This window comes from Flavimarina sp. Hel_I_48, from assembly GCF_000733945.1.
Taxonomy (GTDB): domain Bacteria; phylum Bacteroidota; class Bacteroidia; order Flavobacteriales; family Flavobacteriaceae; genus Leeuwenhoekiella.
The window spans coordinates 3246678-3263099 of the sequence record NZ_JPOL01000002.1; the positions used below are offsets into that span (position 1 = coordinate 3246678).

The 16422-nt window shown below is 40.3% G+C and carries 10 protein-coding genes; 4 read left to right on the forward strand and 6 right to left on the reverse strand.

Annotation, left to right across the window (positions count from 1 at the left end):
- Nucleotides 1-61: 61 nt before the first annotated feature.
- From P162_RS14085 to P162_RS14095, 3 genes are all read left to right on the forward strand, one after another.
- Nucleotides 62-3178: a SusC/RagA family TonB-linked outer membrane protein gene (locus tag P162_RS14085; protein WP_081868431.1), complete on the forward strand. Its 3117-nt coding sequence runs from the start codon at nucleotides 62-64 to the stop codon at nucleotides 3176-3178.
- A gap of 11 nt (nucleotides 3179-3189) precedes the next feature.
- Nucleotides 3190-4737 (forward strand): RagB/SusD family nutrient uptake outer membrane protein, encoded by a 1548-nt coding sequence (locus P162_RS14090; protein ID WP_031428275.1) that lies wholly within the window; start codon nucleotides 3190-3192, stop codon nucleotides 4735-4737.
- A gap of 285 nt (nucleotides 4738-5022) precedes the next feature.
- Nucleotides 5023-8439: a CBM35 domain-containing protein gene (locus P162_RS14095; protein ID WP_051907913.1), complete on the forward strand. Its 3417-nt coding sequence runs from the start codon at nucleotides 5023-5025 to the stop codon at nucleotides 8437-8439.
- A 288-nt stretch (nucleotides 8440-8727) separates the two neighbouring features.
- On the opposite strand, the gene P162_RS14100 is transcribed toward P162_RS14095, so the two are convergent.
- Complete coding sequence (locus P162_RS14100; RefSeq protein WP_316931609.1) at nucleotides 8728-9255, reverse strand: molybdopterin cofactor-binding domain-containing protein; 528 nt, start codon at nucleotides 9253-9255, stop codon at nucleotides 8728-8730.
- Between the two features lie 89 nt (nucleotides 9256-9344).
- Here P162_RS14100 and P162_RS14105 point away from each other — a divergent pair, with 89 nt between their 5' ends.
- Nucleotides 9345-9986, forward strand: a complete 642-nt coding sequence (locus P162_RS14105) for a molybdopterin cofactor-binding domain-containing protein (protein WP_241077781.1) — start codon at nucleotides 9345-9347, stop codon at nucleotides 9984-9986.
- A gap of 740 nt (nucleotides 9987-10726) precedes the next feature.
- On the opposite strand, the gene P162_RS14110 is transcribed toward P162_RS14105, so the two are convergent.
- From P162_RS14110 to P162_RS14130, 5 genes are all read right to left on the reverse strand, one after another.
- Nucleotides 10727-12346: a DUF5597 domain-containing protein gene (locus tag P162_RS14110; protein ID WP_031428279.1), complete on the reverse strand. Its 1620-nt coding sequence runs from the start codon at nucleotides 12344-12346 to the stop codon at nucleotides 10727-10729.
- 477 nt (nucleotides 12347-12823) lie between these two features.
- Nucleotides 12824-13417, reverse strand: a complete 594-nt coding sequence (locus tag P162_RS14115) for an HD domain-containing protein (protein WP_031428280.1) — start codon at nucleotides 13415-13417, stop codon at nucleotides 12824-12826.
- A gap of 3 nt (nucleotides 13418-13420) precedes the next feature.
- Complete coding sequence (locus P162_RS14120) at nucleotides 13421-13969, reverse strand: phosphatase PAP2 family protein (protein ID WP_031428281.1); 549 nt, start codon at nucleotides 13967-13969, stop codon at nucleotides 13421-13423.
- 110 nt (nucleotides 13970-14079) lie between these two features.
- Nucleotides 14080-15741 carry an ArnT family glycosyltransferase gene (locus tag P162_RS14125; RefSeq protein ID WP_031428283.1) on the reverse strand — a complete coding sequence of 554 codons (1662 nt, stop codon included), beginning with the start codon at nucleotides 15739-15741 and terminating at the stop codon, nucleotides 14080-14082.
- A 185-nt stretch (nucleotides 15742-15926) separates the two neighbouring features.
- On the reverse strand, nucleotides 15927-16379 hold the full coding sequence (locus P162_RS14130) for a PepSY-like domain-containing protein (protein WP_051907916.1): 453 nt from the start codon (nucleotides 16377-16379) through the stop codon (nucleotides 15927-15929).
- Nucleotides 16380-16422: the final 43 nt, after the last annotated feature.

The window sequence follows — 16422 nt, forward strand, 5'->3', positions numbered from 1 at the left end:
CTTCTAAAGGTATAGGATATCTTTTAAATTGAATTTTTCTAATATACTAACGGCCAACTTTATGAAACATCTAAAATTTTTGACTTTTTGCGTTGTGTTTATGAGCTCCCAATTGTTTTTTGCCCAAAGCAATGAAATTACGGGAACTGTTACCGATGCATCTGGCATGCCAATTATAGGAGCCAATGTTCTTGTTCAGGGCACTGCTGTGGGAGCAGCCACCGATTTTGATGGAAATTACAGCATTAATGCCTCCGTGGGGGATATACTTGTATTTAGTTATATAGGTTTTAAGCCCAAAGAAATTACTGTGGGAAACAGTCAAAGGCTTGACGTTATCCTGGAAGAAGATTCCCAAAGCCTTGATGAAGTAGTTGTAGTAGCCTATGGTACTTCCACTAAAAAAGACCTAACTGGGGCGGTGAGCACAGTATCATCAGAAAAACTTACTAATTTTCCATCAACAAATGTAGATCAAGCGCTACAGGGCAAATCGGCGGGTATACAGGTCACGCAGAACTCTGGTGCTCCCGGATCAGGGATTTCCGTAAATATAAGAGGTGTGGGATCATTTGGAAACGTCACTCCGCTTTATGTGGTAGATGGCTTCCCCACTCAGGATATTTCGTATTTAAATCCAAATGACATTCAATCGATTTCGGTATTAAAAGACGCTTCCGCTGGAGCATTATATGGGGTTCGGGCAAGTAACGGGGTTGTTATAATTGAAACCAAACAAGGTACTAAAGGTGCCATGGTCGTTTCGGTAGACTCCTGGGCCGGGGTGCGTATGGAACCAAAAAAAATAGGGGTACTTGATGCACAACAATTCGCCGCTTTTGCCAATAATCTGGGCAATGCTCAGGATAAAGCAGTACTTGAGGAATGGGCCAATCCTGGTGCTTTAAACAATATAAACTGGCAGGATTATGCTTTTAGAAATGGTTTTAGAATGGGGCATAGCATTAGTATACGCGGAGGTGGCGAGAAACTCAAAGCTGCTTTTACCGCGGGACTTATAGATGAAGAGGGAGCTGTTATCGAGTCTTCATACAAGCGGTATAATGTGGGTATGAATATGGACTTTGATGTGACCGATGATTTTAGCGTGCGGGCAGATTTAAAATATGCCTATAGCGAAAACTATCAAAATCTAGGTCAGGGTTATTATAATTTGCTCAAAGTATTTGCAAATGCACCCTATCTTTCTGATATCACGGGAACCAATGTGCCTTACGACAACAATGGAAATTACGGTACGTTTCCTAATTCTGAGCTTTTGGCGGTAAGTTCAAACGTGCTGGCGAATGCAAAACGCGTAGATAATAATAATGGGCGTAATGTGGTTTTAGGGAACTTTGGAGCAGATTATAGCTTTTTTGACGGCTTTAAGGCAACAATAAATTTTGGTTTCAATTCGCAAAATTTTGCCGGTTGGAATTTTAACCCCAGGTATTTTTATACGAGCCAAGACAATTTTCCCAATGCGCAATACAGCATAACCCAGAATACTTCAAATGAATATCTGGTGGAAAGCCTTCTTGAGTATAACAAAGAGATAGGCAAGCATAAAATTGGAATCCTGGCAGCCGCGTCTTCTCAGAAAACCAAGTATAAAAATGTTTTTGTCAATAGTGAAGGCTTTTTGAACAATGATATCCGTGATCTCTCCCAGGCGGAACGGGTCATAGATAGAAGTGGAACCTTTGGCACAAGCACACTCGCCAGTCAATTTGCACGCCTTACCTATAGCTATGATAGCAAATATTACATTACGGCTACGATACGCCGTGATGGTAATGGAGACCGTTTTGGAGAAAATAACCTCTACGGTACATTCCCGGCATTGGCAGCTAGCTGGAACATTGATCAGGAATCGTTTATGGAGGGCAGTGTTTTTGATGCCCTTAAACTTCGTGCAAGTTGGGGTGAGACCGGCAGCTTTTTTGGTATTCCCCCGTTTCAATTTTTAGGTTTTTATGACGGCGGTACTACTGCAGATGATGCCAATTATGTATTTGGAGGTGAAGTCGTATCTGGATTACAGCCAGTTTCACTCGCAAACCCAGACCTCAAATGGGAAACCCAGAGACAAACTGATATAGGTATTGAAGGGGAATTATTTAATAACCGACTGTACTTTACGGCAGATTATTTTAGAAAGGAATCTTCTGACTTTTTATTTCAGCAGACGATTCCTGCACAGACTGGTTTTACACAACGATCTGTAAATGGTGGGAACATTGTTAATGAGGGACTTGAACTTTTATTAGGTTACAGGAAGAACAGTGGGGATTTCAAATGGGATATCTCAGCTAATTTTACCAAGGTTAATAATGAAATACGTGAGCTTCTGGGCGATAATCCCTATGTGATTTTCCCAACAACTTTTGCTCCCGGTTTTGTGGATAACTGGCAAGGAATTACCCGTTCTTATGAAGGCGGTAACGTAGGCACATTCTATGGATATCGGGCAGAAGGAATTTTTCAGACCCAGGCGGAAATAGATGCTTTAAATAGCGCGGTACCAGAAGGGGTTTATCAATCTGCCCAGACGGCTCCGGGAGATCGCAAATTTCGGGATCTTAATGGTGATGGTCTCATAACTCCAGATGACAGGGAGGTCATAGGTAGTCCGGTTCCGGATTTTTATGGGGGATTAAATCTTAGTGCGAGCTATAAAAATTTCGATCTGGGTGTTGACATTTACGGCACCTATGGTAATGATATTTTAAATTTTACCCGTGTAGAGCTCGAGACCGCCGGAGGTTATGGACTAGACAATGCATATTCTAATATAGGTACTGAATATTTTAATAACAGATGGACAACATCAAATCCATCCAATGAATATTCCAGGGCCGTAATAGCAGACGTTAACAAAAACAATAGGGCTTCTGATCATTATGTAGAAGATGGATCATTTTTAAGGCTCAGAAACTTGAAATTTGGTTACACGGTACCGGCTATGGCCATTGAGAAAATGGGTATGACGAATTTAAAATTTTATGTGAGCGGACAAAATTTAATCACCTTGACCAGCTATAGCGGTTGGGATCCAGAAATAGGTGAAGTAGCCGATATAGATGGGAATTCAGGCGTACAGACCAGGGGAATTGATTTTGGATCTTACCCCATAACCAAAATATTTACACTAGGTGTTAATCTGCAATTTTAAAAATAGCTATTATGAAAACTATAAAAATTATAAATTTAAAGATCATCATTGGTTTGACCTTTGGGATTCTGGCGATATACAGCTGTTCTGATGAATATTTGCAGGATGAAAAACGTGATGGTTTGAGCAGTGAGGTGGTTTTTTCTTCAGAAGAAACGGCCTCCGCAGCAATTATTGGAGTTTATGACGTCTTACAAGGCAGTCCTGCTGAATATATAACAAAAGCGATTTTCTATCCAGCCAACTTTTTGACCCAGGATTACTTGAACATTGGTGCAGATACTTTTTTTCAGACTTTTGAAATCCCTACAGTATTTACCCCTTTTAATGCCCTATGGATTCAAAATTATGCGGGTATAGGACGTGCAAACACAGCCCTGAAGAGCTTAAGTCCCGCTATTGACGCCGGAAATGTGAGCGAGGAACTGGGAACCAGATTAATGGGCGAGAGCTATGGTATGCGCGGTATGCTTTATTCTATGTTGGCCTCTAATTTTGGTGGAGTACCTCTGGTACTTGAACCTGCTGGCGGTTCTGCAGACCCTTTTGCACCCAGAAATACACAGGATGAGGTTTTTCAGCAAGTAGTTCTCGACATGCAGGAAGCCATCGCAAGACTTCCCTGGGAATATGATGAGAATAATACTGGCAGATTTACAAAAGGTGCGGCTTATGCATATATGGGCAGTGCCTATATGTGGTTAGGCGATTATGAGAACGCAATCACCGCTTTTGAAGCATTGGATGGGCATTATACTCTGGAAGAAAACTATTTAGATATTCATGCAGACAATAATAAAAACGGTATTGAGTCAATATTTGAAATTCAATTAACAGATGAGAGCGGGAATTTAAGTTGGGGCCATGATGATAATGTAACTTTTATACAATCTTTTTCCATGCCTAATGAGATTGCCAATGGCGGTGGGTATTCTGCTGCAACGAAAGCGCTCTATGATTCTTTTGAAGAAGGGGATAAAAGAAAACTATATTCTGTTATAGGCCCAGGTGATGAACATCCAGATCCGCTTATTAATATTTCAGATTACCCCAATGTGCAAGCAAATTATGGAGGCATCAACACTGTTGGCACTATAGAAAATCCATGGTTGGGTACTGATGGTCTGGCAGGGAGAGAGGGCTACTATAACGTTAAAATGTGGAGAAACCCCGCAGTAGATGGATGGTCAGGACCTAATATTTTTGGAGGTCAGAATATTATTCTAATGCGCTATGCAGAAGTACTTTTAAGCCTGGCAGAGTCCTACCACAACGTGGGCAATGAATCTATGGCCATGGAAACCTTGATGCGTGTGCGAAACCGTGCTGGTTTTACTACTGAACCTACAGGAGATTTCATTGATGTTGTTATCAGCGAGTATCGCCATGAACTGGCAGGGGAGTTTTCATTATGGTACCTTTTAAGAAGAACCGGCGAACATGTGCGATATCTTCAGGAAGAATTTGGTGTTACTGTTCCTAACGGAAGGGATTTGATACCAATTCCACAAGAACAAATAGATGCGAATCCAAATCTGGAACAGAATCCGGGATATTAATCGTATGAATTAGCCAATTGACCTTAAAGGGCTTTGAAATTTTCAAAGCCCTTTTTGTATAAACTCCCCTGTAACTGGCAATAATTAATTTAATCTAAAAAATTTAAGTTTCAATTTTCTTAATTCATCATTTTTAACCAGTTATTTAAGAATACTATCATATAATGATGATTTTGTATTACTTGATAAACAAGAAGTTGGATAACTTTAAAGCAGCAGCAGCATATTGAAAAGCGATTATTTTAAAGAAAATTATTGTCATATTTCCAACTAATATCTTCTATTATGAAACAATTTTTACTTGTTACATTATTTATTTTGAGCGGTCTTGGCCTTGCTTTTGGCCAGACCACCTATGAGGCCGAAGATGGTACGCTCACAGAAGCCACAATAAGCACTGAAGGTTCCGGTTTTTCGGGGTCTGGCTATATTGTTTTCGAACAGGAGGGAAGCGTGAGCGTTTCCATTAATGTTGAGAATGAGGGCTATTATCCATTAACGATAGGATACCGGGCAGCCTTTGGTGAAAAAATTCAGGATTTGTACGTAAATGGCACATTGGTGCAGAACGTTGTTTTCCCTGAGGGGGAAAATTTCACAAACCTAAATACAGACCAGTTTTTTTTAAATGCGGGTGAAAACACTCTAGAAATACGTGCAAATTATGGATATATGGACCTCGATTATTTTCGGGTGGGCGTACAGGTTGATCCCGGTACGTATCAGGCTGAAGATGCTACAATTATCGATGCCACAGTAAGCAGTGAGGGAACTGGTTTTTCAGGTAGCGGCTTTGTGGTTTTCGAAGCAACAGGCAGCGTTTCTATAACTTTAGATGCAGCCGCCGCCGGCATGTATGAGCTTACCTTGGGGTACCGGTCGGGTTTCGGCGAAAAGATACAGGATCTGTATGTTAATGATATTTTGGTGCAGAACGTTGTTTTTCCGCAAGGCGATTCGTTTACAAGCTTGAATACCGATCTAATCCCCTTAAATGCGGGATCAAATACAATATCTATCCAGGCTAATTATGGATATATGGACCTCGATTATTTTAAACTGGGTAGCCGTAATGTACCTAATGCGCTCGAAGCTGAGGATGGCACACTCACAGGGGTGACCACCAATAATGTGGCTCCTGGTTTTTCGGGAGAGGGCTATGTGGTTTTTGAAGCAGGGGGAAGCGTGCTTGTTTCCCTGGAGCGTGAAAGTGAAGGCCTGTATCCTTTGACCTTGGGATACCGCTCGGTTTACGGAGAAAAAATACAAAATTTGTATGTAAATGGTGATTTTGTTCGGGATATTACTTTCCCCGGAGGCGATGACTTTACCACTTTGGATACCGAAGAAATCCTGTTGAATGTGGGAGTGAATACCATCGAGATCAGGGCAAGTTATGGCTATATGGATCTTGATTATTTCCTTGTAGGCTTAGAAACAAGTCCAGCACCCATTGCCAATGCTGGTTTTCAACAGGTAAAAATGGATGTGGATGGCGATGGCATGGAAACGCTTATTCTAGATGCCTCAGCCAGTTCAGATCCCAACGACGATATTGTATCCTACACATGGTTTTCAGAAAATGGAGATACGCTTGGAACAGGTGAGCAATTGAGTTATACCGCAACACTGGGAGGCTATGAACTTACCTTAGAGGTAGCAGATGCGATGGGTAATGTAGATCGGGATCAGGTAAAGGTATTTGTGGGCGACCCTACCAATAATGGGAATAACCGCATTTCTTTGACTCAAGGCACACAGCTGAAATTTTCTGACGGTATCAACCTGGCCTGGAACAATTTTGCCCGGGATATCGTTGATCTGGATCCCCAATATTTTGAAGGCATAATGGATAGTATTGAAGCTGCTGGTGGTAATACCATGCGCTGGTGGCTGCATACCAATGGAAGCAACAGTCCGCAATTTGACGCTGCCGGCAACGTGACCGGCCTTGATCCCAATACCATACCCAATATGCGCACAGTGCTTGACCTGGCCTATAACAGGGGCATTGCCATAAGTATGTGCCTCTGGTCGTTTGACATGTTGCAGCCACAGGGACAGGACCAGCAGGTCATGAAGGCCTTACTGGAAGATCCGGCCATAACACAGACCTATATTGAAAATGCGCTCATACCCATTTTAGAGGAAATAGGGGATCATCCCGCGGTATTGAGCTGGGAGATATTCAACGAGCCAGAGGGCATGACAGAAGAATTTGGCTATACCCCGGTACGCACGGCAATACGCAACGTTCAGCAATTTATAAATTTAACGGTAGGGGCAATTCATAGAACGGTACCCACTGCTCAAGTTTCCTCAGGAGCGGCAAATTTTGAGACCATGACAGATATAGAAGGGCATACCAATTATTATAGGGACGATCGCTTAATTGCAGTTGGGGGTGATCCCTTGGGGACACTGGACTTTTATCAAGTTCATTATTACCCGAGTAATTTTGATATTGACCTTTCCCCATTTCACCGTCCGGCAGACTGGTGGGGACTTGATAAACCCATTGTGATTGGTGAGTTTCCCAGCAGGGCGATTGATGAGGTAGATGCGCCTAGTTATACAATTTTAGAAGCGTATCAACTTGCCTATGAATACGGGTATGCAGGATCAAACGCATGGGACTTTAGGGGCTTTGATGGGGGAAGTTTTGAGACCGCAAGAGAAGGGATCACTTATTTGGCAGATACGTATCCCGAAGATATAGATTTAGAGATAGATCCAGACCGTATTAATGAGCCGCCAAGTATCGTGGCCAATATCTCGGATCTAAACCTGTTTCTTGAAAATGCGCAAAGTGTAGAAAATTATGTAGCCTTAGATACCATATTTTATGATGCGCAGGATATGACCGACTTGGTTTATAGTATTTCGGCAAACAGTAATCCAGCTATCGCTAACGCGGAAATAACAGATGACGGAACATTAAACGTACTTATAACTCAAAAACAGGAAGGTAATACCACGCTAACAGTTAAGGCGACGGACACTAAGGGTGCTAGTGCATACGCCTCCTTTAATGTAAATATTAGGGAAAGCAATGGAAATCTGGCTCTTTTTAAGCCCATATCAGCCTCTTCTATTGAAAATGCCAGCTTGATCGAAACCTTTGCCAATGACGGTGATGCTGAATCACGCTGGTCCAGCGTTTATGAAAACGATGAATGGATTTATGTTGACTTGCAGGAGAGTATGGAAATTTCCTCTGTGAAATTGCTCTGGGAATCCGCTTTTGGTCAAAGTTATGAGATCCAGATTTCTGATGACGCTGTAAATTGGGAAACTGTTTATACAGAAAGCAATGGTGATGGGGGAACAGATGATATAACACTAGAACTGGTTACAACGCGCTATGTAAGAATGTATGGGCACACACGCGCGACAGAGTTTGGGTTTTCCTTATATGAATTTGAAATTTATGGTAGCCAGGATTTAAATATCCAAGATGAGAATCTTCAATTGGTTTTATATCCGAACCCTTTAAAAACTGCTAATTTGAACCTTAAAATGACCAATATTGAACCTGTAACAGTTAGTTTTATGAACCTTTTAGGAAAAATTATCACTACTTATTGTCTTGAAGGAAAAACCAATTATGTCCTGGATGCATCATCAATGGCTTCGGGTATGTTCCTTATTAAGATTTCTTCGGAAAAAGGATCGATTACCAAAAAAATAATAAAACAATAAGATTTTATCACATTGTAAGTATTTATTAATTGAGGTTTTAGGAGTGTATATATTACAGATAAAATCCTTATCAATCTATTGATATCCTTTGGTATAATTTTAATCTTAAGTAGTGGGATGAAAAATTAGAAGATCTCATTACCGAGCAAGGCTCACAGGTTTGTACTTTTTAGATAGAGAACTTATAAGCTGTATATTTTGATTTTTGGAAACACCACTGATCAGTGCGGTACCGGGCCAGCCGGTACCGCCTGCCATAAGTACTTTTAGAATGATATTTTTTTATTATTATAAAAGCTTATCGACTGTAATCGGATACTCCCGTACTCGTGTACCGGTCGCATTATAAATTGCATTGGCTATAGCTGCCGCTACACCACAAAGGCCTAGTTCCCCAATTCCTTTTGCTTTCATAGGAGACATGGTATTGTCTTCATCTTCAACTAAAATCACCTCCTGCCGTGGAATATCAGCATGAACGGGAACTTCATATCCGGCGAGGTCATGATTTACAAAATATCCCAACCGGTTATCCACCACTAAATCCACCATTAAGGCCGATCCTATGCCCCAGGTCATTGCACCTATAATTTGACTGCGAGCTGCTTTAGGATTTAAAATCCTGCCGGCGTGACAGGCGGCCAGCATGCGTTTTACTCTTATTTCTTTGGTAAATTCATGTACAGCCACTTCTACAAAATGAGCCCCGAAGGTATCCTGTGCATACTCTCTTGAAAGCGTTCCATACGTCATTGCATCTTCGGCTATTAATCTGCCTTTAGCAGCTGCTTTTTTTAGCGAATACGTTTTGTCCAAGCACTATAGGAACTCCCGATGGAAGTACATCAGAGGGTTTTCTTAAGCCCTATTATGAAAGTATTCCAAATTTAAGTATTTCGGATGTATTGTTCCAAACTCCAATCCCAGTATTGTGGTGGCGCTCTGTTTATGCCTCAACAAACGGATTTGCTTTTGAAAGTTTTATGGACGAGCTGGCGATTAAGGCCGGTAAGGATCCGTTGCGCTTCCGAAGGGAACATTTGCCGGCAAAACGTGAGCAGGACCTCATTGATAGAATGATCGAAGTTTCAGGATGGGATCAAGAACGTGAGGCATTTGGAATGGGGGCCGCGATTACTGAGTGTTTTAATACTACCGTGGGACAGGTTGTAAAAGTTTCAAAAGATGCCAAGGGAAAACTAAAAATAGATAGGGTATGGGCGGTAATTGATTGTGGCTGGTTTGTGAACCCGGATATTATTCAAGCCCAAGTAGAAGGCTCAGTCGTTATGGGGTTAGGGGCAGCAACCACACACGAGATCACTTTTAAAGATGGCTTGGTTGAACAGAGCAATTTTTATGATTACCATATGCCCCGTATCACAGATATACCGCCAGTAGAGGTTTTTATTATGAAAAATGATGAAGATGCAGGTGGAGTGGGGGAACCGGGACTTCCACCATTTGCAGCGGCGCTTACCAATGCGATTTATGATCTCACCAAAAAACGAATAAGAAAATTACCTTTTAAATTGGATGAAGTGTAGACGTTTATATTTACCCTATGATTATTTTGATAAGTAATTATAGTGTCAATCAACTTCGATATTAAAGGGGTAGTCCTATGGGCGGTTTCTTGTAACTATATATTACGCATTTTCCAATATCAAAAATTTGCAGATATATTTACACATCTCCTGTTTTTATTGTGCTGGTTTTACATCTTCTTGATTGCTTTCAGTAATATAGTTAACAGTAGCTTGGATTTTTTTAAACCTATGCAAATCGTTTGAAGCTTTGGATGAAAGCATTGTGGGATTAAATACCAAAATATGCCATGACCATAAGTCTTGTTAAAGTGCAATAATAATGGGAATAAATAAACCTTCAGACAGTCCGGTTCTAGGAGATGCTATATTCCCTTAAGAAGTCCATTTAATAAAATTACAGCACACGTAAATGACTTTCTGCTAGATAAATTGAAATGTGCACTAAAAGGATGGGGAAATACATTAGAGGTTCTTTAGAAGATTCGCTTAAAATAAAAGAGAAATGCTTTTGATGGAAGTAAAAAAACTTTAAATAGAAAGGCTTATTTCAGCCAAATGGATAATTTCAAACAAGCTCAAAGTTAATTATTCCGAAGCAATTTTGCCATTTGGTTTCTTAAAATATACAACAAATTGTATTCTTTCAATGTCAAATTTTAGCCACAAAGATCTGTTATTCTGCTATGCACTTTAATGAACTGTTTTGTTGTAGACTGTTGAAACTTGATACTTGTGTCCTAATCATATTCATATAACTGGAATTTCTGGATAGAATAATCTCCATGGCTTATACGAATATGTCTTCCCTGATGCGTTTGATCGCCATTGAGATGTCTTGTAACTTTCCATTTATCATTTTCAAAAATACCTTCTTCATTTTTTAAGATACCTACTATCTGATCCCTTTTTCTCCAATTTTTAAATGTAATCACCACTCCAGAACCGGCCACATAAAATTCATTATTATCGGTCTGAATGATCAGCGCCCCGCCCAAGTCCCAAACATCATCCTTTGCTCCTGCCTCCCAACCCAGTGTGTAGCTGTTTTTAAAAGAAAATTCATAATCTCCCAAAACTACTGTAGTCAGTATTTTATCTTTATCAAGTAGAACCCCCTCTATCTTATTTTTACCAAAGTTTGCGGCCAGCAGGGGTTTGAGTTGGTTTATCAAGCTATATGCTTGGGCCAATTCACTATTTAAACCACTTTCAATGCTAAACGGTGAAAAACCAACGGCTTCGTAATGTCCTATCACGAATATAGCTTTTGCTCCCACAGAATTATCAAATTTATGTTCAGGGACAAATAGAGGGTTGTCCTGTCTGACATAGAGATCGTTCCAGTACTCAAAATCCGGATTGTAAAAGTCTGGGGAAAGCATATCAATGGATGGCGCCCCTGCTTTCCAAACATCCATTAAATGTGGAAGAGGACCAGCACTTGGATATTCTCCCGGAATTTTCCCAGGTCTTATCAGTGCCGCATTTACAAACATGGGCAATGGATAAATTTCTTTTCCGGCTTTGACAAGAGCCTCTGTGAATTGAGAGAAATACCAAGCCATAAATATTTCATCTGTAGCATAGCCCTGGCCAAAAATTTCTTCCCAGGTTCCCTGAGTCTTAAATTTATTTTTTTTCCAGACGTTAAAAAATTCAGGCACTAGATTTTCCTTGTTCTCCTGCAAATAACCCATTAGTTCAGATGGTACTTTCTGTCGAAAAAGTTCATTTGCCAAAGGATTATAATCTCTGGCTGAAGGTAACATCCCAATTTCATTTTCAGGTTGTACCATGATAACGGTTTGTTGTCCCTGGTCAATATCCCTTATATGGGTCATCAATTTTTTAAAAGCATTTATATCCGCATTCAGGTTATTTTCATTGAAAGGACTTAAAATTTCTTGACTTACACCTCTTTCGTTAATTGCCCTTGGATATTTATCCTGATTTTTTTTTATCCAGGAAGGTACATGGCTCGACATACTGTTTTTCCAAGATCCAAACCAAAGGATAATCAACTTCATATTGTTTTTCCGGGTTTCTGCGACCATTTTATCTAAGAGCTCAAAATCAAATTGACCTTGTTTTGGCTCAATAAGTTCCCAGTAAACAGGTGCCAAAATTGTGTTCAGGTTCATGGCCTTGAACTTCTCCCACTGGGGTTTCATATATTCGATAGATGTAAACGATGAGTTTCCCAGCTCACCACCCAAGACTATGAATGGTTTACTTTCGACAACTAAATGCGTTTTATTACCTATTTTCTTTAGATATGGAATATTTTCTTGAGAAACCCCTTCCTGAATTGATAACAAAAGGAAAATGAGCAATATTGTATTATTCTTAACCTTCATTACGTCTTTTTTAATTATATGGCCTGCTACTTTTTGTATTTTTTCAATGAATGACTAATATCGTTAATTTCAGTATGGTTCCCAATCATACCTTTGGCTTTTATATGTAAAAAAGGTGTCCCCGGTTTTAAGCTATAATTCTGATTTAAGTTGGATTTTCAGAATTGATATAGTTTGACAATATCTGCTCCATTATTTTTGTCTTACCAAGCCTTCAATTTTTGATAGTTTGCATCGTTATCTTTATTCATAAGATAGATTATCTGGAGCAAGATCCGGTATTCATAGTCATTACTGCAAATACTAAAAATAATACTATGTATTTTAAGTCAAATATCCTAATTCTGATATTGGAAGGGATCTGTATGGAGTCAAATATCTGCTATTAACATAAAAAATAATACAGCTCATTTTTAAAAGGGTTAAATCGCATGGGGGAGGTAATATTTCGAAGTGCTGAATATATGGGGTTAATAATTATTGATTAATCCCCCCATCTTTTAGCAATCTTATATTTTTGTTTTTCTGGTCATTATAATTTATCCTTCCGTAGGAGGTTTTAAAATCATGCAATTCAAGAAAATGAATATTCATATTAACCCATTCCCTGTCAGAAAATCTCATATCGCAATGGCTGGCCCATTCTAGCCTCAACCGTCTGTTCTCATCTGTAAATGAAGGTTTTCCCAAATGTGCAAGGTCTGCATCACAAATGATCCTCTGCAATTTTGTCTGTGGGTTTTGTGGCATTGCGGTAGTTCTTATTATCTTAAGGACAGTATTTATACCTTCCTGGCCATAACCATTCCTTTTGAGGAAATTCTCTGCAAAAGAGCAGCTTCCCTCCTCATGGCTCTCAGATCCAGCCACATGACCGGTATCATGAAAATATGCCGCGACAATAAGAAATTCCAGTTCCTTGCGATCAATTTTTTCTGCAGATCCTATTTCTATAACGTTCTGAACCACATTTGCCGTGTGGCACCAATTATGAAATGGAAGCTTGGCACAATGGCTCTGTTGGATAAGTTCCTGACAATATGCTTTGACCTTTTGGATAAATGGGGTCATGATCTAAAATTTATAGGTGAATCCCAGGAGGTAACTGTTATCATAGCTGTTAAAGGTTAAGGCCATATGTTCCTGTTGATAATCTGTTGTGAACAATAGCGTACTGCCTATTCCCACCACAGACCCGGCAAGTATGTCCCATCCATCGTGCTTTTGAGCATTGATCCTGCTGAAAGCAGTAAAGCCCGCCATTATATAGGCCGGAATACTGTATTTGAAGCCATAGCGCTTATGGATGAAAGAGGCACCCTGAAAGGTGGTGGACGTGTGGCCAGAAGGGAACGCATTGTCGCCATTATGGAAGGGCCTGGGCTTGTGGAACGTTATTTTTAGCCCATAGGTAACGGCCTGATTGAGCAGGAAGCCCTTGGTAAACTGCCAGCTACCTTCCTTATCCCCAAGGATAAGGGTTGTGCCCAGAGCCGCTACCGGAACGGCAAAAAGGAGCACATCACCAGTTGTTTCTATTGCCCTGCTCTGACCCCAAAGGCCGGTACAAAGGAAGATACAGAGAAAAGAGGATAGTATAAAGCTTTTAAAATAGGGCAACATCGGTTTTGGGAATTTGATTAAAGTAACTCTGATCCTATGGGCTGAATATATATATGAATTAAATGTAGTCGAGGGATCTTTGTTTGTCCTAAGGCAAAACTAAAGGGAATCTAAAGCGCCCTCCTGTTGTAATAAAGTCTCCATTTTGGATATACCTTCTCGCTGTTGTATCTTGATTTTAAGAATCCCAGATTTCCCTGAATGGCCTCCCTGTTGCTAAGGAGAAGGAAATTTCCATCTTTTTTGGAAACGGAATCCATTTTGGAGAGGGTCATGGGATCATGGACATCCCACAAACCTTCCTTCCATTTCTGGTCATTTTCGAACTGAATCTCGCGTTGGGTGGTATTGCGGTCATCCTTGAGGGTAATAAGCTGCGCGTCTGTATAAAAGGGTATTGAGGTAAGCAGATAATCATCGACTACTATGGTCTTATCACTTTCGGTAGAGATATGGTTGATAAAACCCACCATATCCCGTGTACTGTTTATCAAGGCACTGTTGGCGCTCAAAACCGCTGAGGAGATCAGCAACAACCCACCACCAAAAACCGCAGCCATACATGCGGGTTTATAGCGTTTTTCATTGTCAATAATTAAATAGATTATAAAAGAAGCAATCAACACTCCAAGTGCGATCAGTGAAGCGTAGGTGGTGGACTTTATTAGCGGAATTCCAATTATCCATATCCCTATGACGCCTAGACTCAGAAGGCCTATCAAGGTCAAATAGGTAAGGCTTATAATTTTTCCCGTAACTGATTTTATCTTAGACACCTGTGACGCAATGAGCACAACAGGCATCCAGAACATGGGCAGGATATATAAAATAAGTTTTGTCGTGAAAGCCGAAAAAATCAGGAATACCGCTAGACTGCAATACAGTAAAACCATACCGGACCTGGGAAGAGTTTTGATCTGAGCGATTTTTGATCTGAACTTTGGTATTATGGATACCCACCACGGAAAAAGGAGGCCTGTGAGCAACAAAGCATAGTACCAGACTGGTTTTGCCCTGTTGAAGGAGTCGGCGTTCATTCTGGAAACCAACTGTTTTTGTATGAAATAATCCCAAAGCTTAGGGTTTTCCACCATGACAAGGACATACCAACTAGCCCCAATGGCCAGGCAAAGGAGAATTCCCATAATATGATGTAAACGTATTTTTAAGCTCCTTTTAAAGACAATCTTTTCCACTAAAATATAGGTGACAATAAAAAGAAGAGCGACCGGACCTTTGGTGAGCAGTGCGATCCCTATCAAAAAATAGAAGGAATACAGCACTATAATTCTTTTATGACACACATACAACTGCCAGCAATAAATAGCCGCAAGAATAAATGTGGTCAAATAGGCATCGGTTGTCAGGTTACGGCTGGATATAAGTACAATGGGCATCGAGAAATAGATCAGCCCGGATAGAAAAGCGACTTTCCTGTTTCTATAGAGCAGGTTGGCGAGACCATAGACAAAGAACAATTGTATGATAACGGCGATCTGTAGAAAGAAGCGTGCGCCCCATTCATTGATCCCAAAAATCCTATAGCCCACCGTTGTGATATAATAGGTTATGGGCGGCTTGTGAAAGTGGAATATCCCTAATAATTCGGGATTAAGATAGTCGCCCGAGAGAAACATTTCCCGGCTAATCTCTGCATAACGTGCCTCGCTTGTCTCGGCCAGTCCATAGGTGCCAAGGCCGAACAGGAGCAGGGCGAACGCCAAAAGAAGAAATAATATATAATACCTGTCTGTTTTGTTTTTAAAGGTCACTTTGGTAAATTTTAAACCACAAAGATGCCACCTGAATCTATTTTAAATTTTAACCGAATCTAAAGAGAATCTAAATTTATAGGGGACGCTTTTTGGATCTCCCTTTTTTACAAAATAAAAAGGATCCTAAAATTTTACAGATTAGGATCCTTTCCGGCTATTTAAAATAAATGGAAGACAGATTATCAATCCTCGCCCTCTCCGTCATTTTCTTTTTTATTTACTACTTTACCATGGGAATCAAGGGCAACCTCGATTTCTGATCCGCCTTTTTTGACCTCAAATTCATAAACCATACCTTCAGATGTCTCTGATATTTCAGACTCCCTTATTTTGTAGCCGGGAAATTCATTTTTGAGCGAGGCCATGACTTCATGTGGCACATCGGCCTGCCTGACCTCGTGCTCGGTCTCCTTCCAGACCCCGTAATTATTGAAGTTGGCAGAATATTCCATTCCGTCCATTTTGAATTCGGCCTCCCATTCATTTTGAGATTCCTTGTCCCATTTCACAGATTTTGCTTCCGGAAATTTTTTCGCGAACGCGTCTCTGACAACCTTTGGCGCATCTTTTTTGATGGTTCCTGCAAATAGGGATGAACTGAACAACAGAATCCCCAAAAATCTCAACATTTTCATGATTTTCAATTTTAGAATTACACCACAAAGTTACTATACCTGT